The following is an 18,122-nucleotide window of genomic DNA, read 5'->3' as shown; positions in this document are numbered from 1 at the left end:
GGAGGACGGGGTCCTTCCTCAGGTGTGCAGGCCGCACTCGGTCTTGCCGCGGCCGGCCCAGCGGCCGGCGCGCGGGTCCTCGCCCGGTGCGACCGGGCGGGTGCACGGCGCGCAGCCGATCGAGGGGTAGCCGATCTCCTGCAGCGGGTTCACCGGCACCCCGTGCTCGGCGAGGTAGGCGTCGACGTCGGCATCGGTCCAGGCCGCGAGCGGGTTCACCTTGACCATGCCGCGCTTGGCGTCCCAGTCGACCACGCGGGTGCCCGCGCGGGTGGGCGACTCGTCCCGGCGCACGCCCGAGCCCCACGCGACGTAGCCGGCCAGCGCCTGCGCCAGCGGCTGGACCTTGCGCAGCGAGCAGCACAGGTCGGGGTCGCGCTGGTGCAGCTCCGGGCCGTGCTCCGCGTCCTGCTCGGCGACGGTCCGCGGCGGGGTGACGTTCACCAGCGTGATCGGCATGACGCCGCTCACCCAGTCACGGGTGCCGAGGGTCTCGGCGAAGTGGTAGCCGGTGTCGAGGAAGACGACCTGCACCCCGGGGACGGCGCGCGAGGCCAGGTGCGCGAGCAGGCCGTCGGCCATTGACGAGGTGACCGCGAAGTCGTCGCCGAAGGTCTCCCCGGCCCAGGCGAGCACGGCCAGCGCCTGCTCCACCGGGTCGGCGATGCCCTCGAAGCGGGCGTCGGCCTCGGCCGCGAGCTCCGGCGTCGCCGCGATGGCGGTCGTCATCCCTGCTGCACTCCCGTCCCGATCAGGCGGACGGAGAACGCCCGCAGGCAGGCGCTGCAACGCCAGCCCGAGGCCTTCTCGTCGTCGTAGGGGGTGAGGTCCTCGTCCCCGCAGTACGGGCAGTGGAACACCGGCAGCTGGCGCTGCCTTCCCGATCCGCCGCCCTCGTCACTCACAGGAGCCAGTCCTCGTCCGCCCGCGAGACGTAGTGCGCGAACGACTCGCCGTCGGTGCGGCGGTCGAGGAAGCCGCGCAGGACGCGCTCGCAGTAGTCGGCGGTCTCGGCCTTGGTCACCTTGTGCCCGCGGAACTTGCGGCCGAACGCCGCCTCGACGCCGAGGTGGCCGCCCAGGTGCACCTGGAAGCCCTCCACCATCTCGCCGGAGTCGTCCTTGACCATCGAGCCCTTGAAGCCGATGTCGGCGGTCTGGAAGCGGGCGCAGCTGTTCGGGCAGCCGTTGACGTTGATCCCGATCGGCACGTCGAAGTCGGGCAGCCGCTTCTCCAGCTCCGCGTAGAGGTCCTGCGCGTGCTGCTTGGTCTCGACGATCGCCAGCTTGCAGAACTCCAGGCCGGTGCAGGCCATGGTGCCGCGGCGGAAGGCGCTGGGCCGCACCTGCAGGTCGTGCGCGGCCAGTGCCTCGACCAGCGCCTCCACCTTCTCGTCCGGGACGTCGAGGATGACCAGCTTCTGCTGCGTCGTCGTCCGGACGCGGCCCCGGCCGTACTCGTCGGCGAGGTCCCCGATCGTCGTGAGCAGCGAGCCGCTGATCCGGCCGGTGCGCAGCGCGAAGCCGACGGCGTTGCGGCCGTCCTTCTGCCGGCTGACGCCGACGTGGTCGCGCTGGTCGTGCTTGGCCGGCGCGGGCGCCGGGCCGTCGGGCAGGGCGCGGTGCAGGTACTCGTCCTGCAGGACCTGGCGGAACTTCTCCGGCCCCCAGTCGGCCACCAGGAACTTGATGCGGGCGCGGTTGCGCTGCCGGCGGTAGCCGTAGTCCCGGAACACCGACGTGACGCCGGCCCAGACCTCGGTCACCTCGTCGGGACGGACGAAGACGCCGAGCCGCTTGCCGAACATCGGGTTGGTCGACAGCCCGCCGCCGACCCACAGGTCGTAGCCGGCCTCGCCGGCCTCGTTGCGGACGCCGACGAAGGCGACGTCGTCGATCTCCGGCTCGGTGCAGTGGTCGACGCAGCCGGACATCGACGTCTTCCACTTGCGCGGCAGGTTGCTGAACTCGGGGTTGCCCACGTACTTCTCGACGGTCTGCGCGATCACGTCGGTGGCGTCGAGGACCTCGTCCTCGAGGATCCCGGCGAGGGGGCAGCCGAGCATGACGCGCGGCACGTCCCCGCAGGCCTCCATGCTGCTGAGGCCGACCGTCTCCAGCCGCCGCCAGATCTCGGGCACGTCCTCGATGCGGATCCAGTGGTACTGCACGTTCTGCCGGTCGGTGACGTCGGCGACGTCGCGGCCGAACTCGGTGCTGATGCCGCCGATGACCCGCAGCGCGTCGCTGGTCAGCTGCCCGCCGTCGATGCGCACCCGCATCATGAAGTAGGAGTCCTCGAGCTCCTCGGGCTCCAGGACGGCGGTCTTGCCGCCGGGGATGCCCTGGGCGCGCTGCGTGTACAGGCCCATCCAGCGCATCCGCCCGCGCAGGTCCTGCGGGTCGATGGACTCGAAGCCGGCCTTCGCGTAGATGTCGATGATCCGCTGGCGGACCTCGAGGCCGTCGGAGTCCTTCTTCATCCGCTCGTTGGGGTTGAGGGGCTCGCGGTAGCCGAGCGCCCACTGGCCCTGGCCTCGCTGGGGGCGGTTGCTGGTTCGCGTGGGTGAGGACACGACAGGTACTTCTTCCTGCGCCGTTCGCCGGGGCCGGTCCCGGTCGGGAGGCGCTGCCAGGTCGGAGGCGCAGCGTGGTGCTGCGGGGCGGACTGGTGTCAGCGCGCGGCGCGACACGCGGCGCTGCTCACGCGCGCCAGGTCGACGTGCCGGCGCGCGACGAGGAGCACGCCACCACCGGTCACGCCAGCGATCGTCTCACACCGCCGGCGTGCGGCAGGTGTGACCCGGGCGACGGCCGGCCGCCGGTGTCCCCTCAGGCGACCGGCGCGGGCTGCCCGTCCATCGCCGCCCGGATGCGCGCCACCGACTCCTCCAGCGGGGTCACCGAGGTGTCGATGACGAGGTCGGGCCGGGCGGGCGCCTCGTAGGGGTCGTCGATCCCGGTGAAGCCGGGGATCTCCCCGGCGCGGGCGCGAGCGTACAGCCCCTTGACGTCGCGCCCCTCGCACACCGCCAGCGGCGTGGACAGGTGCACCAGGAGGAAGCGACCGTGCTCCTCGACGAGCGCGCGGGCCTCCTCGCGGGCCCGCTCGTAGGGCGCGATCGCCGCGACCACGACCGTGCCGCCGTGCCGGACCACCTCGCCGGAGACGAAGCCGATGCGCCGGATGTTGAGGTCGCGGTGCTCCCGGCTGAAGTCGAGCTCGCTGGACAGGTGCGTGCGGACGACGTCCCCGTCCAGCACGGTGACCGGCCGCCCGTCGGCCTCGAGCCGCGCCACCAGGGCGTCGGCGATCGTGGACTTCCCCGCGCCGGAGAGCCCGGTGAGGAAGACGGCGACGCCGGCCCGGGGAGAGCTGCTCATGGGCGCCAGTCTCGCGCAGCGCTGCGGCGGTCAGGCCCCGGGGGAGTCGCCGAAGGACCGCCAGGCGTCCTCGACCGCCGCCAGCTCGGCCACGTCGGCCGGCAGCTTGCCGGCGACGACGTCGGCCAGCGAGACCTCCTCGAGCACGCGGCGGTAGGCGGCCCGCGCGGCCACCCACACCGCGGCCAGCGGCTCGGCGGTGCCGGGGTAGCTGACGTCCTCGGGGCGCTGGCCGTGCACCTCGGCGAGGAAGCCCTGCTCGACGCGCATGACGCGGGCGATCGAGATCTCCTCCGGCGGCAGCGCCAGGCGGTACCCGCCCTCCCGGCCGCGCTGGCTGGTCACCAGCCGGGCGTGCTGGAGGTCGCCCAGGATCGACTGCAGGAACCGGGCGGGGATCTCCTGCGCGGCGGCGATCTCGCCGCAGGTCAGGGCGCCGGGTGCGACGGCGGCCAGCTCGACGGCGGCGCGGACGGCGTAGTCCACCCGGGCGGTGATGCGCATCGCCCCATCCTGCCGCCTCTCCGGCCACTGCGGCGCCGTCTGCCAGGGTGACGCGGTGTACCAGCTCCGCTTCACCACGGTGGTCGAGGCCCCGCTGACCGTTGCCTTCGACGTCGCCCGGGCCCTGGGCCGTCCGTGGGGCGAGCCGCTGCAGGAGGTCGTGTCCCTGCGGCCGTTCCGCGACGTCTACGCCGCCGGGCCGCGCCGCGGGTGGCGGTGGCTCACCCACTCCCGCCGCTACTCGGCGACCGGGGCGGGCACGCTCGTGGACGAGCAGCTGGACTGGGCGACCGCCCTGCCGCCGGGAGTCGCCGGCGCGGTCGACCAGCTGGTCCTGCGCCGGCGCGTCGTCCGGGCGATGCAGGCCCACCTGGACGCCTACGCCGCCGCGGCCGCGCGAGCGGCCCTCGACGTCGTGCAGGTGGTCGGGGTCGCCCTCGTGCAGGGAGACCGCGTGCTGGTCGCCCAGCGCGCCGGCGGCCCCTTCGCCGGCTGCTGGGAGTTCCCCGGCGGCAAGGTCGAGCCGGGGGAGCCCGACCTGGACGCGCTGGTCCGGGAGTGCCGCGAGGAACTCGGGGTCGACGTGGCGCCGCAGGCGTTCCTCGGCGAGGTCCCCCTGGACGGCGTCGTGGGCGGGGGCGCTCCCGGGGCGTCGACGCTGCGCGTGTGGTGGGGCCGGGTCGCCGCCGGCGTGGTCACCCCGCACGAGCACGCCGAGCTGCGCTGGGTGCGCGCCGCCGACCTGCCGGAGCTGGACTGGATCCCGGCCGACCGCCCGCTGCTGCCGGCCGTCACCGCCCTGCTGGGGCGCGGCGCAGCCCGCTGACCGCACGCCACGAGGGGGTGCGGGCCGCAGCCCGCACCCCCTCGTCGGTGCGCCGTACCGCCGGCCCGCAGGCCGGCCGGATCACTTGAAGGCGTCCTTGATCTTCTCGCCGGCCTGCTTGAGGCTGCCCGCCGTCTGGTCCTTCTTGCCCTCGGCCTCGAGGTCCCGGTCGTGGGTGGCCGCGCCCAGCGTCTCCTTGCCCCGGCCGGCCAGCTCCTGGGCCTTGTTGCTGAGCTTGTCCTCGCTGCTCATGGTGAGCTCCTCTCCTCGGATGCGGAGGAAGCACTACCCACCCCGACCTGCGACGACACGCTCCGCGGTCGCCGTAATCCGTCCGGGTGTCAGCCGCGCGGGCCGCAAGCGCTCCTGTCGGGGCCCCCTCCCCACGGATGGCTTCCGGTGGCGGTGTGCGATCGTGAGCTCCGGTCACAATCGGACAACGCCGGTGGCGGGCCCCCGGGAGGCCGCCTAGCGTTGGTGCAGTGTCACGGAGCGATCACTCTCCGTTCACACGCCCGACAGATGACCGCCAGGCCGCCGGCCTCGCGCCGGGGCCTGGTCTGCCCAGTCCGTATCACCCGTGAACACGGGACGAGAGAGGCCTCTCACGTGAAGCTCAACAAGCGCCCTGCCGCGCTCGTCGCGACCGCCGTGGCCGGCGCCATGCTGCTGTCCGCCTGCGGCGGCGGAGGCGACGACGGCGGTTCCGGCGGTGGCGGTGGCGCCGGCACGTTCACCATCTACACCTCGGAGCCGGAGAACGCGCTGGTCCCCGGCGACACGACCGAGCAGAACGGCGACCGCATCGTCAACGCGCTGTGGACCGGCCTCGTGAAGTTCAGCGAGGAGGGCGAGGTCGTCTACGACGGCGTCGCCGAGTCGATCGAGTCCGAGGACAACCAGAGCTGGACCATCACCCTCAAGGACGGGTGGACGTTCCACGACGGGACCGCGGTCGACGCCCAGTCGTTCGTCGACGCCTGGAACTACACCGCCGACCCGCAGAACACGCAGGACGGCGGCTCCTACCTGTCCCGCATCGACGGGTACTCCGAGCTGGAGAGCGGGGCGGCGACCGAGCTGTCCGGCCTGCAGGTCCAGGACGACCTGACCTTCACCGTCGAGCTGACCGCGCCCTTCGCGCTGTTCCCCGCGGTCGTGGGCTACAACTCGTTCTACCCGCTGCCCGACGCCTTCTTCGAGGACCCCGACGCCTTCGGCACCCGGCCGATCGGCAACGGCCCCTTCCAGGCCGACGGCGACTTCCAGCCGGGTCAGGGCATCACGCTGACCCGCTACGACGACTACGCCGGGGACGACGCCGCCCAGGCCGACGGCGTCGAGTTCGTCATCTACACCGAGCAGAGCACCGCCTACACCGACGCCCAGGACGGCAACGTCGACATCGTCGACGTCATCCCGCCGGAGGTCATCGAGTCGGCGGAGAGCGAGTTCGGCGACCGCTTCATCCGGACCGAGGTCTCGCAGATCACCTACCTCGGCTTCCCGACCTACGATGCCCGCTTCGGTGACCCGCGGGTCCGCCAGGCGATCTCCATGGGCATCGACCGGGGCGCCATCTCCGAGGCGATCTTCTCCGGCACCCGCACCCCGGCCGACTCGTTCATCGCGCCGGTCGTCGACGGCTACCGCGAGGCCTCCTGCACTTTCTGCACCTTCGACGCCGACGCCGCCAACGCCCTGCTGGACGAGGCGGGCTTCGACCGCAGCCAGCCGGTCGACCTCTGGTTCAACGCCGGCGCCGGCCACGACGCCTGGATGGAGGCCGTGGGCAACCAGCTGCGCCAGAACCTCGGCGTCGACTTCGCCCTGCGCGGGGACCTGGACTTCGCCCAGTACCTGCCGCTGGGCGAGGAGCAGGGCTTCACGGGTCCGTTCCGCTTCGGCTGGAGCTTCGACTACCCGGCGGCTGAGAGCTACCTGACCCCGCTGCTCACCCAGGCCTCGCTGCCGCCCGTCGGGTCGAACTACTCCTTCTACACCGACCCGCAGGTGGCCGACCTGATCAGCCAGGGCGACCAGGCCGGTAGCGAGGACGAGGCCATCGAGCTGTACCAGCAGGCGGAGGACATCATCGCCGAGGCCATGCCCATGGCCCCGATGTTCTTCACCGAGATCCAGAGCGTCCACAGCGAGAACGTGGACAACGTGCGGCTCGACCTGTTCCAGCGGGTCGTCCTCACCGAGGTCACCGTCAACTGACCTGACCCGCCAGCAGGACCCGCACCACCCGCCGGGGGCGTCCGTCCGACCAGGACGGTCGTCCCCGGCGGCGCGTGCGCTGCCGGCGCGCTGGTGGCGCCCGTGACGCTGCTCGCACGCGCGAGCGCGTGCGGCGACCGACCGGCACGATGGACTCCGGCGCGCGGGAGCTGACCGCGTCGCCACGCACCCCGGAGGGGGACCATGGGCCGCTACATCGCCCGCCGACTTCTGCTGACCATCCCCGTGCTGCTCGGGGCATCCGTCCTGATCTTCGCGATGGTGTACGCCCTGCCGGGTGACCCCATCGCCGCCCTGGGCGGCGACCGGCGGGTCTCGCCCGCCACCGAGGCCGTGCTCAGGGAGCGATACCACCTGGACGCCCCGTTGTGGCAGCAGTACTGGTACTACCTGCAGGGCCTGTTCCAGGGTGACCTGGGCACCGACTTCCGTGACCGGCCGGTGCTGGACACGATCGAGCGCACGCTGCCGGTCACCATCCGGCTGACCATCGTCGCGGTGATCTTCGAAGCCGTCATCGGCCTGATCGCCGGCGTGCTCGCCGGGATCCGCCGCAACAGCTTCTTCGACAACCTGGTGCTGGTCTCCACCACCGTCATCGTGTCCATCCCGATCCTGGTGCTCGCCTTCCTCGCGCAGCTCACCTTCGGGCTCAAGCTCGGCTGGTTCCCCATCGCCGGCACCCGCGAGGGCTGGTACAGCTACATCCTCCCGGGGCTGGTCCTCGCCGCGGGTTCCCTCGCCTACGTGGCGCGGCTGACGCGGACCAGCATCGCGGAGAACATGCGCGCCGACTACGTGCGGACGGCGAAGGCGAAGGGACTGCCCCCGAGCCGGGTCGTCGTCCGGCACACGCTGCGCAACAGCCTGATCCCCGTCGTGACGTTCATCGGCGCCGACATCGGGGCCCTGCTCGGCGGCGCGATCGTCACCGAGTCGGTGTTCAACCTGCCCGGCATCGGCCGCGAGGTCTTCAACTCCATCGGCCGGCAGGAAGGCGCCGTCGTCGTCGGCATCGTGACGCTGATGGTCTTCTTCTTCATCTTCTTCAACCTGGTCGTCGACGTGCTCTACGCCGTCCTCGACCCGAGGATCCGCTATGACTGACCAGCAACAGCGCGACCTGCTGCACGACGAGGTCGAGGCCGGCACCACCACCGGGCTGGCCAGCCCGTCGGTCGACGTCACCAGCGCCCGGCAGAACAGCCTGTGGTCCGACGCGTGGGACTCGCTCAAGCGCAACGTCCTCTTCTGGATCGGCGCCTTCCTCACCCTCGTGTTCGTCCTGATGGCCCTGTTCCCGCAGCTGTTCGCCCGCGGGGCCGACCCGCGCGACTGCGTGCTGGCCAACTCCAGGGCCAGGCCGTCGGCGCAGCACTGGTTCGGGTTCGACCAGCAGGGGTGCGACTACCAGGCCGCCGTGGTCTACGGCGCCCGGAACTCGCTGATCATCGGCGTGTTCGCCGTCCTGGTCGTGCTGCTGCTCGGTGTGGTCGTCGGCGCCATCGCCGGGTACTTCGGCGGCTTCACCGACGGGGTGCTCTCCCGGATCGCCGACGTCTTCTACGCCCTGCCGCTGGTCCTCGGGGCGCTGGTGCTGCTCCGGGTGGGGCCGCAGACCGACATCCCGATCATCAACAGCCGGGGACCGGGCGCCGTCGCGCTGGCACTGGCGCTGTTCGGCTGGATGACGGCGATGCGGCTGGTGCGCTCCCAGGTCATCGCGGTCAAGAGCTCCGACTACGTGGCCGCCGCCCGCGCCATGGGCGCCTCCAACAGCCGCATCCTGCTCCGGCACATCCTGCCCAACGCGGTCGCGCCCGTGCTGGTCTACACGACGATCACCATCGGCGTGCTGATCGCGGCCGAGGCGACCCTGACCTACCTGGGCGTCGGGCTGCAGCGGCCGGCGTTGTCGTGGGGGCTGCAGATCGCCGCCGGCCAGGACCTCATCCGGACCGAGCCCCACCTGGTGCTGTTCCCCAGCATCGTCCTGACCCTGACCGTGATGGCCTTCATCATGATGGGCGACGCGCTGCGCGACGCCCTCGACCCGAGGCAGCGCGCATGACCCGACCCGAGACCACGTCCACCCTCCCGCCGGCCGCCCCGGGCGCGGCGCTGCTGGACGTCGACGACCTGCACGTCGAGTTCCGCACCCGCGCCGGTGTGGTCAACGCCGTCAACGGGGTGAGCTACACCCTCGCCGAGGGGCAGACCCTCGCCATCCTGGGCGAGTCCGGGTCGGGCAAGTCGGTCTCCGCCCAGGCGATCATGGGCATCCTCGACACGCCGCCGGCGGTCATCACGGGGGGCGGCATCCGCTTCCAGGGCCGGGACATGCTGCAGATGTCGGCCGAGGAGCAGCGCAAGCTGCGCGGCCCGGGCATCTCGATGATCTTCCAGGACGCCCTGTCGTCGCTGAACCCGGTCTACAGCGTCGGATGGCAGATCGGCGAGATGTTCAGGGTCCACCAGGGCGCCTCGCGCAAGGAGGCCAAGCGGCGCGCGGTGGAGCTGATGGACCGCGTCCGCATCCCGGCGGCGGCCAAGCGGGTGGACGACTACCCGCACCAGTTCTCCGGCGGCATGCGCCAGCGGGTCATGATCGCCATGGCGATCGCGCTCGACCCGCGCATCCTCATCGCCGACGAGCCCACCACGGCTCTCGACGTCACCGTGCAGGCGCAGGTCATGGACCTGCTCAAGGACCTGCAGCGGGAGACCGGGATGGGCCTGATCCTCATCACCCACGACCTGGGCGTGGTGAACGAGGTCGCCGACGACGTCGCGGTCATGTACGCCGGCCGCATCGTCGAGTGGGGCACCGTCGACGACGTGTTCACCGACCCGGCGCACCCCTACACCGGCGGGCTCATGAGCTCCGTCCCGCAGGTCGAGGCGAAGGGGGGCCGTCTGCAGCCGATCGTGGGCCAGCCGCCGAACCTCGCCGCGATCCCGGCCGGCTGCCCGTTCCACCCGCGGTGCGCGCACCGCAAGCTGGGCGCCGCCGCGGCGCCGGGCCGCGAGTGCGCCACCGACGTCCCGCCGCTGCGCCTGGTCGTCCCGGGCCGGGAGGCGGCCTGCCACTACAGCGAGGAGGTCCTGGGTGTCTGAGCCCACCGGTGCCACGGCGGCGTCCGCGTCGTCCCCGGCCGGCCGCATCCGCGGCGCGGACGGGGAGACCCTGCTCGAGATCCGCGGCCTGAAGAAGCACTTCCCGCTCACCCAGGGCGTCGTCTTCAAGCGGACCATCGGCCACGTCCGCGCGGTCGACGGCGTCGACCTGACGCTGCGCCGCGGCGAGACCGTCGGCCTGGTCGGCGAGTCCGGCTGCGGCAAGTCGACGGTGTCGAAGCTGCTGGTCGCGCTGGAGAAGCCGACCGACGGCTCCATCGTCTACAAGGGGAGCGACGTCACCCGGCTCACCGGCCGCGCGCTCAAGGCCTACCGGCGCGAGGTGCAGATCATCTTCCAGGACCCGTACGCGTCGCTGAACCCGCGGATGACCGTCGGCGACATCGTCGCCGAGGGGTGGTCGGTGCACTCCGACGTCGCGCCGAAGAAGGGCCGCCTGCAGCGGACCCAGGAACTGCTCGACCGCGTCGGCCTCAACCCCGACTACGTCAACCGCTACCCGCACCAGTTCTCCGGCGGCCAGCGGCAGCGGATCGGCATCGCCCGGGCCCTCGCACTGCGCCCCGAGGTCATCGTGTGCGACGAGCCGGTGTCGGCCCTCGACGTCTCCGTGCAGGCCCAGGTCGTCAACCTGCTCGAGGACCTGCAGGACGAGCTCGGGCTCTCCTACCTCTTCATCGCCCACGACCTGTCGGTGGTGCGGCACATCTCCGACCGCGTCGCGGTCATGTACCTCGGCTCCATCGTCGAGGAGGGCACCGACGTCGAGGTCTACACGACCCCGTCGCACCCCTACACGCAGGCGCTGCTGTCCTCGGTGCCGCTGCACGAGCCGGCGCTGCGCGGGCAGAAGGACCGGATCCTGCTGCAGGGGGACGTCCCCAGCCCCGCCGACCCGCCCTCCGGCTGCCGGTTCCGCACCCGCTGCTGGAAGGCCCAGGACATCTGCGCCGAGGAGCCGCCCGCGCTCGTCGACCGCGGCCAGGGGCACCCGTCGGCCTGCCACTTCGCCGAGGCCCGCACGGTCGTCCCCGTCGAGCGGGCTGGGTGATCCCCGTGCGGGAGGATGGCCCACCGTGACCGCTGACCGCCGGCTGCTGCTCGTGCACGCCCACCCCGACGACGAGACGATCAACAACGGCGCCACCATGGCCCGCTACGTCGCCGAGGGCGCCGAGGTCACGCTGCTGACCTGCACGCTGGGCGAGGAGGGCGAGGTCCTCGTCCCCGGGCTCGCCCAGCTCGCCGCCGACCAGGCCGACCAGCTCGGCGGCTTCCGCATCGGCGAGCTGTCGGCGGCGATGACCGCGCTCGGGGTGACCGACTGGCGCTTCCTCGGCGGCGCGGGGCGCTACCGCGACTCCGGGATGATGGGCACCGAGGCCAACACCAAGCCGCGCGCCTTCTGGAACGCCGACCTGGACGAGGCGGTCGGGCACGCCGTCGCCGTCGTCCGGGAGATCCGGCCGCAGGTCGTCGTCACCTACGACGAGAACGGCGGCTACGGCCACCCCGACCACATCCAGGCCCACCGGGTCGCGATGGCCGCGGTGGACGCCGCCGCCGATCCCGCCTACCGCCCGGACCTGGGGCAGCCGTGGGACGTGGCGAAGGTCTACTGGTGCTGCGTCCCGCGGTCGGTGCTGCGGGCCGGCGCCGAGGCCATGGCGTCGCTGGGGCAGGCCTCGCCGTTCGAGCAGCTGGGCGAGATCGACGAGATCCCCTTCGGGGTGCCCGACGAGCTGGTCACCGCCGCCGTCGACGGGCGGGGGCACGCCGGTGCCAAGGACGCCGCCATGCGCGCGCACGCCACCCAGATCACCGTCGACGGCCCGTTCTTCGCGCTGTCGAACAACTTCGGGCAGGAGGTGCTCGGCATCGAGCACTACCGCCTGGTCCGGGGCGAGCGCGGGCCGGCCGGGACCGGGCCCGAGGGCTGGGAGGACGACCTGTTCGCCGGGCTGACCGGGTGACGCCGGCCGGCCGCCTCCGAGCCGTCGCCGGCGGTCTGGTCGCCGCGGTCGTGGCCGCCTGGTTCGCCGTCGTGCAGGTGTTCTGGCTGCCGCTGCACGTCGGCTCCGTCCCCCTGCCGCTGTCGATCCCCGCCGCCTTCGCCGCGAACCTCCTGCTGGTCACCCTCACCCACCACGTCACCCGCTCACGGGTGGCCGCGGTGGTCCCCGCGGTGGTGTGGCTCCTCGTCGTCGTCCCGGCCAGCCAGCAGCGGCCCGAGGGGGACGTCCTCCTGCCCGGGGACTGGCGCGGCCTGGGCTTCCTGCTGCTCGGCGTGCTCGGGGCCTCGGTCGCCGTCGGCCGCGTGCTCGGGACCCCGCCCGTGCCGCGCGAGCCGTCCGGTTCCGCTCAGGACAGCGGCGCCCGCCGGTAGTGGTAGCGGTGGTGCTCGATGAAGCCGTCCCGTCGGTAGAGCGCCCGCGCCGGCGTGTTCGAGGCGGCCACCTGCAGATACGCCCAGCGCGCGCCCCGTCCCGCGGCCCACGCGTACAGCGCGGCCGTCACGGCGGTGGCCAGACCCTGGCGGCGGTGCTCCTCGGCCACCGTCACGGCACTGACGCCCAGCCAGTCGTCGGTGACCACCCCCCGGGCGACGGCGGCCGGCGGCGCCGGCGGGGCGGCCGGCCGGACCGAGGCGAAGACGACGTCCTCCGCGCCGGTGAGCACGCGCCGTGCGGCCGGCGGGAGCGGCGAGCCCCGGTGCCGGTAACCGGCCAGCCAGGCGTCGTCCGGGGCGGGGGAGAGGACGACCGGCACCGCCGGGTCCCCGCTCCCCGGCGGTAGCGGCGCGGTCAGCACCAGGACGTCCTCGTCGCGCTCCCAGCCGGCCGCGGTGAAGGCGGTCCCCGCCGCGCGGGCCTGCGCGCCGGGCAGCTGCACCGTCGGTCGCAGGCCGCGCTCGGCGTACCAGCGGGCGACCGCGTCGACCGCCTCGGGCAGGGCGCGTCCCGGGTCCCCGACCACCAGCGCGGAGTTGGCGCGGCCGGTGAAGCCCCCGCCGGCGCGCAGCAGCCAGTCCCCGAGCCGGTCGCACTCCCAGCCGTGCCACCCGCGGGCGGCCAGGCGCTCCAGCCCGGCGACGTCCAGCGGCGAGCGGCTCTGTCCCATGGTCCGATCCTCCGCGGCGCCGGTCGCGGACGACTCGACGGGGTGAGTTCCCCGGCCGGTCGCACCCGCCGACGGGCGGGACGTCATACTGTGCGACGAGATGTGGCCGGAGGCGGGAGCCCCGGTCGAGCCGCGTGTTCGGGAGGCAACACCGTGACCTACGTGATCACCCAGGCCTGCGTCGACGTCCTCGACAAGGCCTGCATCGACGAGTGTCCGGTGGACTGCATCTACGAGGGCGACCGGATGCTCTACATCCACCCCGACGAGTGCGTCGACTGCGGTGCGTGCGAGCCGGTCTGCCCGGTGGAGGCCATCTACTACGAGGACGACGTCCCGGACAAGTGGAAGGACTTCTACAACGCCAACGTGGAGTTCTTCTCCGACCTGGGCAGCCCCGGCGGCGCGGCCAAGACCGGCAAGATCGCCAAGGACCACCCCCTGGTCGCGGCGCTGCCGCCCCAGGGCGAAGGGCACTGACGCCCCACGAGGCGGGCGCCGGGCTGCCGGACTTCCCCTGGGACTCGCTGGCGGGCGCCCCCCCCGGCGGCGGCCCCCCCCCCCCCCCCCCCGGCGGCCCCCGCCCGCCCCCGCCCCCCGCCCCCCCCCCCCCCCCCCCCCCCCACCCCCCCCCCCCCCCCCCCCCCCCCCCCCCCCCCCCCCCCCCCCCCCCGCACCCCGGCGGCGTCGTCGACCTGTCCATCGGCACCCCGGTCGACGACACCCCTGAGGTCCTGACCGCCGCGCTCGCCGCGGCGGGCAACTCGCCCGGGTACCCGACGGCGCTGGGTACCGCGGACGTGCGGACGGCGGCGGCCGGCTGGCTGGAGCGCCGGCTCGGCGTGCGGCTGCCCGACCCGCTCGCGGCCGCTCCCTCGGTCGTCCCGACGGTGGGCTCCAAGGAGCTCGTCGCCCTGCTGCCCACGCTGCTGGGTCTGCGCGGCGCGGGCACGGTGGTGATCCCCGAGATCGCCTACCCGACCTACGAGGTCGGCGCCGTGGTGGCCGGGCTGTCGGTGCTGCGCAGCGACGTCCCGCCGGGCGAACCCGGGGACGTCGTGCTGGTCTGGCTGAACTCGCCGGGCAACCCGCACGGCCGCGTCCTCTCCGACGACCAGCTGCGCGACTGGGTGGCCTGGGGGCGCCGGCACGGCGTCCCGGTGGTCGCCGACGAGTGCTACGCGATGCTCGGCTGGGACGTCGCGCCCCGGTCCCTCCTGCACCCCGCCGTCGCCGGTGACGACCTCACCGGCCTGCTCGCGGTGCACTCGCTGTCCAAGCAGTCCACCGCCGCGGGCTACCGCGCCGGGCTGCTGTCCGGCGACCCGCAGCTGGTGCGCCGGGTGTGGGACGTCCGCCGGCACCTCGGCCTGCTCGTGCCCGGGCCGGTCCAGGCCGCGATGGCCGCGGCCCTGGCCGACGACGCGCACGTCGACCGCCAACGCGAGCGCTACCGCGCCCGCCGGGAGCGGCTCGCCGCCGCCGTGCGCGGCGCCGGCGCCCGGATCGACGCCTCCGAGGCGGGGCTGTACCTGTGGGTCACCCGCGACGAGGACTGCTGGGCGACGATCGACTGGCTGGCCGGCCTGGGCGTCGTCGCCGCGCCCGGCTCCTTCTACGGTCCGGCCGGCGCGCGGCACGTCCGCATGGCGCTGACGGCGACCGACGAGCGCATCGACGCGGCCGCGGAGCGGCTCTCGGCGTGATCGGGCTGCGGTAGCCCCGGGGGCGGGCCAGCATCGGGCGGCATGACGCCACCTCGCGTGCGCCCGCCCGTCGACGGGGACGAGCGCACGCAGCTGACCGGCTGGCTGGACCTGCAGCGCGCGCTGGTCCCCTGGAAGTGCCAGGGCCTGGCCGAGGCCGACGCGCACCGGCCGGTGCTGCCGAGCTCGCCGCTGATGACGGTGGCCGGCATCGTGTCCCACCTGCGGTGGACCGAGCACTGCTGGTTCGAGGTGCTCGTCGCCGGCGCGCCGACCGGCACGAACGTGCAGTTCGACGAGTCCCGGCCGGACGCCGACATGCAGGTGGAGGGCGCTCCGCTGCAGCGGCTGCTCGACGAGTACGCGGCGCAGTGCGCCCGGTCGAACGAGATCGTGGCCGCGGCCGCGCTGGACGACGCCTGCCGCAACGAGCAGTACTGCGCCGGCGTGCACCTGCGGTGGGTGCTGACCCACATGGTCGAGGAGACGGCCCGGCACGTGGGGCACCTCGACGCCGTGCGGGAACTGCTGGACGGGAGCACCGGCTACTACTGACCGGCCTCCCGCAGGCGGCACTGCCAGTGCGGTGCAGGTGCACCGCCACCTCCGTGCAAGCGACCGGGCGCACCGTCGCGACGCGCCACCGCCGAACCGGCGGCGCGCCACCCGCCCCGGGGCGCCGCGCCCCCGCACCTGGAGGTCTCCCGTGACCGCGCTGTTCGTCCTCCTCGCCGTCCTCGCCGTCGTGTCGCTGCTGGCCCTGGCCCAGACCTGGAGCGTCGGCATCCCCGGCCGCGCCCCGCGCGGGGCGCCAGCCTTCGCCGACCACCCCGAGCTGTACGCGCTCCGGTTGCGCGTCGCCTGACCGAGCCCGCCCACCCCTCGCCCGCCGGCTGCACCGGGGCGCCGGACGGCCGCGCCCGCATGGGCCTGGCCTAGGTGATCAACTCGAGGCGGACGGCGCCGTCGCCCGCGCCGGAGTCGGCCCAGCCGGCGTCGACGGTCCACGTCCGGCCGGCGTAGGAGACCGAGTCCACCTGCAGCCGCTCGGCGTGCGCGACGGCCCAGCTCGCGCCCAGCCAGCCGGCGGCGGGGTCGATCGAGACGGCACCGAACTCCTCGTCGGCCGGCACGCCCAGCTCCCGCTCCGCCTGCCCGGCGGCCGCCGCGGTCCGCTCGCTGAGCCGTCCGCCCACCTCCGGCGGCTGCCACGTGCAGCCGAGGCCGCCGGTGAGCAGCGCGGTCGTCAAGGCCCGGGCCATCGGCTCGTGCTTCTGGTAGGCCTCCGGGAAGCCGCTGCGCTGCACCTCCTGGGCCACCTCCGTCAGCCGGCCCGTCTCCCAGCCGCGCACCTCGACCAGGCCGTCGTAGAACTTGCCCGCCGCGTACACCGGGTCCTGCACCTGCTCCGGGCTGCCCCACCCCTGCGAGGGCCGCTGCTGGAACAGCCCGAGGGAGTCGCGGTCGCCGTAGTCGAGGTTGCGCAGCGTCGACTCCTGCTGCGCGGTCGCCAGGGCGATGACCACCGCCCGCTCCGGCAGGCCCCGTGCCCGTGCCACCGCCGCGATCGTCGCCGCGGACGCGGCCTGCTCGCCGGTCAGCACCAGATCGCTGCCGGCCACGGTGCACCGGCCGGTCGCCGTGGCGGGGGTGCGCTCACCGGCCCTGGTGATCCCCACGACCACCAGCACCGTCAGGACCACCAGGGCGGCGGCCCAGCCCAGCCACGCCGGCGCCAGGCTCCGGCGTCCGCGCCGGCCGACGGGTCGTCCCGGCCCCCGCCGGCGGGTTCTGGTCCCGCCCCGCCGCGCGGTGGCTCCTCGGCGTCCGGTCCCGCCGCGGGCGCCGGACCGGCTCCGGTGGCGGGGGGTGGACATCGCCACCGAGGGTAGGTCGGCTCCCTGGCAGTTCCCGGGATGCGGCGGGCGTCGTCGCCGCCCGGTTAGCGTGGGCCACCCCGTGCCCCGAGGAGGCCCCATGACAGGTGTGCTGCTGCCCGACGTCCGCGCCACCCGGGTGGCGACCCCGCGGCTGACGCAGAACGTCGTCCACCCCGACAACGTCGACCTCGGTGGGCTGGCCGGGGCCGGCGGGGACGTCGTCCTGTTCGTGCACGGCAACGTGAGCTCGTCGCTGTTCTGGCAGCCGACGATGCTCGCGCTGGCCGGCACCGGCCGGGTGCGCCCGCTCGCCGTCGACCTGCGCGGATACGGCGACACCGATCCGCTGCCGGTCGACGCCCGCCGCGGCGTGCGCGACTGGGCCGACGACGTCGCCGCGCTGGTCGACACGCTCGGCCCGGCCCGGGTCCACCTCGTCGGCTGGAGCATGGGCGCTGCCGTCGTCCTGCAGTACCTGCTGGACGCGCCGGCGCGGGTGGCCTCGGTCGCGCTCGTCGCGCCGGTGTCCCCGCACGGTTTCGGTGGCACCGCCGGGCCCGAGGGGCGCCTGCTCGCGGCCGACGGCGCGGGCTCGGGCGGCGGAGCGGCCAACCCCGAGTTCGTCGCGGCGCTCGCCGCCGGCGACACCACGGCCGACGCGCCCACCAGCCCGCGCTCGATCCTGCGCGCCTTCTACGTCGCCCCCGGCGCGCTGCCGCTGGACCCGGCGGTCGAGGACGTGCTGGTCGCCTCGATGCTCAGCACGCGCACCGGTGACGACCACTACCCCGGCGACAGCACGCCGAGCAGCACCTGGCCGGGGGTGGCCCCGGGGAGCCGCGGCGTCCTCAACACGATGGCGCCGACGGTGCTGGACCTGTCCCCGGTCGTGGACCTGGAGGCCAAGCCGCCGGTCCTGTGGATCCGCGGGGACGCCGACGCGATCGTCTCCGACACCTCCGCGTTCGACCTGGCCTACCTCGGTTCGCTCGGCGCGGTGCCGGGCTGGCCGGGAGAGGCGGAGTGCCCGCCGCAGCCGATGGTCACCCAGACCCGCGCGCTGCTGGACCGCTACGCCGCGACCGGCGGCGCCTACCGCGAGGTGCTCCTGCCCGGGGTCGGGCACTCGCCGCACGTGGAGCGGCCGCAGGAGTTCGTCGTCGCCCTGCTCGAGCACCTCGACGTCCCCGCCGAGGCCCCCGCCAACCTCACCTGACCGTGCGGCCGGGGGGGGGGGGGGGGGGGGGGGGGGGGGGGGGGGGGGGGGGGGGGGGGGGGGGGGGGGGGGGGGGGGGGGGGGGGGGGGGGGGGGGGGGGGGGG

Annotated in this window: 22 protein-coding genes; 13 read left to right on the top strand and 9 right to left on the bottom strand. The window is 74.2% G+C overall.

The window, feature by feature from the left end:
• Window positions 1-18: 18 nt before the first annotated feature.
• The 6 genes from ACK586_RS11045 to ACK586_RS11020 all read right to left on the bottom strand — a co-directional run bounded on the left by ACK586_RS11045 (window position 19) and on the right by ACK586_RS11020 (window position 3,887).
• The gene (locus ACK586_RS11045) at window positions 19-729 is read right to left on the bottom strand and encodes a phosphoadenylyl-sulfate reductase (protein ID WP_409330527.1); all 711 of its coding nucleotides are present in this window, start codon (window positions 727-729) and stop codon (window positions 19-21) included.
• Window positions 726-905 (bottom strand): hypothetical protein, encoded by a 180-nt coding sequence (locus ACK586_RS11040; RefSeq protein ID WP_409330526.1) that lies wholly within the window; start codon window positions 903-905, stop codon window positions 726-728. Before ACK586_RS11040 ends, ACK586_RS11045 begins: the two co-directional genes overlap by 4 nt.
• On the bottom strand, window positions 902-2,575 hold the full coding sequence (locus ACK586_RS11035) for a nitrite/sulfite reductase (protein ID WP_409330525.1): 1,674 nt from the start codon (window positions 2,573-2,575) through the stop codon (window positions 902-904). Before ACK586_RS11035 ends, ACK586_RS11040 begins: the two co-directional genes overlap by 4 nt.
• A gap of 98 nt (window positions 2,576-2,673) precedes the next feature.
• Window positions 2,674-2,745, bottom strand: a complete 72-nt coding sequence (locus tag ACK586_RS11030) for a putative leader peptide (RefSeq protein ID WP_409330596.1) — start codon at window positions 2,743-2,745, stop codon at window positions 2,674-2,676.
• Between the two features lie 86 nt (window positions 2,746-2,831).
• Window positions 2,832-3,383: an adenylyl-sulfate kinase gene (gene cysC, locus ACK586_RS11025; RefSeq protein WP_409330524.1), complete on the bottom strand. Its 552-nt coding sequence runs from the start codon at window positions 3,381-3,383 to the stop codon at window positions 2,832-2,834.
• 30 nt (window positions 3,384-3,413) lie between these two features.
• Entirely contained in the window at window positions 3,414-3,887 is a 474-nt protein-coding gene (locus tag ACK586_RS11020; RefSeq protein WP_409330523.1) for an RrF2 family transcriptional regulator, read from the bottom strand.
• A 55-nt stretch (window positions 3,888-3,942) separates the two neighbouring features.
• On the opposite strand from ACK586_RS11020, the gene ACK586_RS11015 reads away from it, so the two are divergent.
• Window positions 3,943-4,713, top strand: a complete 771-nt coding sequence (locus ACK586_RS11015; protein ID WP_409330522.1) for a (deoxy)nucleoside triphosphate pyrophosphohydrolase — start codon at window positions 3,943-3,945, stop codon at window positions 4,711-4,713.
• Between the two features lie 81 nt (window positions 4,714-4,794).
• Here ACK586_RS11015 and ACK586_RS11010 read toward each other — a convergent pair whose 3' ends face one another.
• Window positions 4,795-4,965: a CsbD family protein gene (locus ACK586_RS11010; protein WP_409330521.1), complete on the bottom strand. Its 171-nt coding sequence runs from the start codon at window positions 4,963-4,965 to the stop codon at window positions 4,795-4,797.
• Window positions 4,966-5,322: 357 nt separating this feature from the next.
• On the opposite strand from ACK586_RS11010, the gene ACK586_RS11005 reads away from it, so the two are divergent.
• From ACK586_RS11005 to ACK586_RS10975, 7 genes are all read left to right on the top strand, one after another.
• Window positions 5,323-6,936, top strand: coding sequence for a peptide ABC transporter substrate-binding protein (locus ACK586_RS11005; RefSeq protein ID WP_409330520.1), 1,614 nt, complete (start codon window positions 5,323-5,325; stop codon window positions 6,934-6,936).
• A gap of 204 nt (window positions 6,937-7,140) precedes the next feature.
• Window positions 7,141-8,064: an ABC transporter permease gene (locus ACK586_RS11000; protein ID WP_409330519.1), complete on the top strand. Its 924-nt coding sequence runs from the start codon at window positions 7,141-7,143 to the stop codon at window positions 8,062-8,064.
• Entirely contained in the window at window positions 8,057-9,028 is a 972-nt protein-coding gene (locus tag ACK586_RS10995; protein ID WP_409330518.1) for an ABC transporter permease, read from the top strand. The genes ACK586_RS11000 and ACK586_RS10995 overlap by 8 nt, the downstream gene beginning before the upstream one ends.
• Entirely contained in the window at window positions 9,025-10,074 is a 1,050-nt protein-coding gene (locus tag ACK586_RS10990) for an ABC transporter ATP-binding protein (RefSeq protein ID WP_409330517.1), read from the top strand. The genes ACK586_RS10995 and ACK586_RS10990 overlap by 4 nt, the downstream gene beginning before the upstream one ends.
• A complete protein-coding gene (locus tag ACK586_RS10985) occupies window positions 10,067-11,146 on the top strand; it encodes an ABC transporter ATP-binding protein (protein WP_409330516.1) in 1,080 nt (359 codons plus the stop codon). The genes ACK586_RS10990 and ACK586_RS10985 overlap by 8 nt, the downstream gene beginning before the upstream one ends.
• Before the next feature lie 25 nt (window positions 11,147-11,171).
• Window positions 11,172-12,068 carry an N-acetyl-1-D-myo-inositol-2-amino-2-deoxy-alpha-D-glucopyranoside deacetylase gene (gene mshB / locus ACK586_RS10980; protein ID WP_409330515.1) on the top strand — a complete coding sequence of 299 codons (897 nt, stop codon included), beginning with the start codon at window positions 11,172-11,174 and terminating at the stop codon, window positions 12,066-12,068.
• Window positions 12,065-12,481 (top strand): DUF6113 family protein, encoded by a 417-nt coding sequence (locus ACK586_RS10975; protein WP_409330514.1) that lies wholly within the window; start codon window positions 12,065-12,067, stop codon window positions 12,479-12,481. Before mshB ends, ACK586_RS10975 begins: the two co-directional genes overlap by 4 nt.
• Here the strand turns inward: ACK586_RS10975 and ACK586_RS10970 are convergent.
• Window positions 12,457-13,215 (bottom strand): GNAT family N-acetyltransferase, encoded by a 759-nt coding sequence (locus ACK586_RS10970; RefSeq protein WP_409330513.1) that lies wholly within the window; start codon window positions 13,213-13,215, stop codon window positions 12,457-12,459. The genes ACK586_RS10975 and ACK586_RS10970 overlap by 25 nt on opposite strands.
• 153 nt (window positions 13,216-13,368) lie before the next feature.
• Here ACK586_RS10970 and fdxA point away from each other — a divergent pair, with 153 nt between their 5' ends.
• The 4 genes from fdxA (at window position 13,369) to ACK586_RS10950 (ending at window position 15,786) form a co-directional block, all read left to right on the top strand.
• Window positions 13,369-13,695 carry a ferredoxin gene (gene fdxA, locus ACK586_RS10965; RefSeq protein ID WP_091114765.1) on the top strand — a complete coding sequence of 109 codons (327 nt, stop codon included), beginning with the start codon at window positions 13,369-13,371 and terminating at the stop codon, window positions 13,693-13,695.
• Window positions 13,692-14,921 (top strand): succinyldiaminopimelate transaminase, encoded by a 1,230-nt coding sequence (dapC, locus tag ACK586_RS10960; protein ID WP_409330595.1) that lies wholly within the window; start codon window positions 13,692-13,694, stop codon window positions 14,919-14,921. The genes fdxA and dapC overlap by 4 nt, the downstream gene beginning before the upstream one ends.
• A 42-nt stretch (window positions 14,922-14,963) precedes the next feature.
• A complete protein-coding gene (locus ACK586_RS10955) occupies window positions 14,964-15,476 on the top strand; it encodes a DinB family protein (protein ID WP_409330512.1) in 513 nt (170 codons plus the stop codon).
• 151 nt (window positions 15,477-15,627) lie between these two features.
• A complete protein-coding gene (locus tag ACK586_RS10950; RefSeq protein ID WP_409330511.1) occupies window positions 15,628-15,786 on the top strand; it encodes a hypothetical protein in 159 nt (52 codons plus the stop codon).
• A 70-nt stretch (window positions 15,787-15,856) separates the two neighbouring features.
• Here the strand turns inward: ACK586_RS10950 and ACK586_RS10945 are convergent, their stop codons facing one another.
• A complete protein-coding gene (locus ACK586_RS10945; protein WP_409330510.1) occupies window positions 15,857-16,624 on the bottom strand; it encodes a hypothetical protein in 768 nt (255 codons plus the stop codon).
• A gap of 274 nt (window positions 16,625-16,898) precedes the next feature.
• Between ACK586_RS10945 and ACK586_RS10940 the strand changes: the two genes are divergently transcribed.
• Window positions 16,899-18,017 carry an alpha/beta hydrolase gene (locus ACK586_RS10940; RefSeq protein WP_409330509.1) on the top strand — a complete coding sequence of 373 codons (1,119 nt, stop codon included), beginning with the start codon at window positions 16,899-16,901 and terminating at the stop codon, window positions 18,015-18,017.
• Window positions 18,018-18,122 lie beyond the last annotated feature (105 nt).

Source organism: Trujillonella humicola, from assembly GCF_046233715.1.
In the GTDB taxonomy this organism is placed as follows: Bacteria; Actinomycetota; Actinomycetes; order Mycobacteriales; family Geodermatophilaceae; genus Trujillonella; species Trujillonella humicola.
Note: the sequence above shows the minus strand (reverse complement) of the source record. Positions and strands in the feature narration are given on the sequence as shown.

Excerpts from the sequence above, each read along its gene's own strand:
- ACK586_RS11045 (WP_409330527.1), bottom strand. The coding sequence starts at position 729 with ATGACGACCGCCATCGCGGCGACGCCGGAGCTCGCGGCCGAGGCCGAC.
- cysC (WP_409330524.1), bottom strand. The coding sequence starts at position 3,383 with ATGAGCAGCTCTCCCCGGGCCGGCGTCGCCGTCTTCCTCACCGGGCTC.
- ACK586_RS11020 (WP_409330523.1), bottom strand. The coding sequence starts at position 3,887 with ATGCGCATCACCGCCCGGGTGGACTACGCCGTCCGCGCCGCCGTCGAG.
- ACK586_RS11010 (WP_409330521.1), bottom strand. The coding sequence starts at position 4,965 with ATGAGCAGCGAGGACAAGCTCAGCAACAAGGCCCAGGAGCTGGCCGGC.
- ACK586_RS11000 (WP_409330519.1), top strand. The coding sequence starts at position 7,141 with ATGGGCCGCTACATCGCCCGCCGACTTCTGCTGACCATCCCCGTGCTG.
- ACK586_RS10995 (WP_409330518.1), top strand. The coding sequence starts at position 8,057 with ATGACTGACCAGCAACAGCGCGACCTGCTGCACGACGAGGTCGAGGCC.
- ACK586_RS10990 (WP_409330517.1), top strand. The coding sequence starts at position 9,025 with ATGACCCGACCCGAGACCACGTCCACCCTCCCGCCGGCCGCCCCGGGC.
- ACK586_RS10970 (WP_409330513.1), bottom strand. The coding sequence starts at position 13,215 with ATGGGACAGAGCCGCTCGCCGCTGGACGTCGCCGGGCTGGAGCGCCTG.
- ACK586_RS10955 (WP_409330512.1), top strand. The coding sequence starts at position 14,964 with ATGACGCCACCTCGCGTGCGCCCGCCCGTCGACGGGGACGAGCGCACG.
- ACK586_RS10940 (WP_409330509.1), top strand. The coding sequence starts at position 16,899 with ATGACAGGTGTGCTGCTGCCCGACGTCCGCGCCACCCGGGTGGCGACC.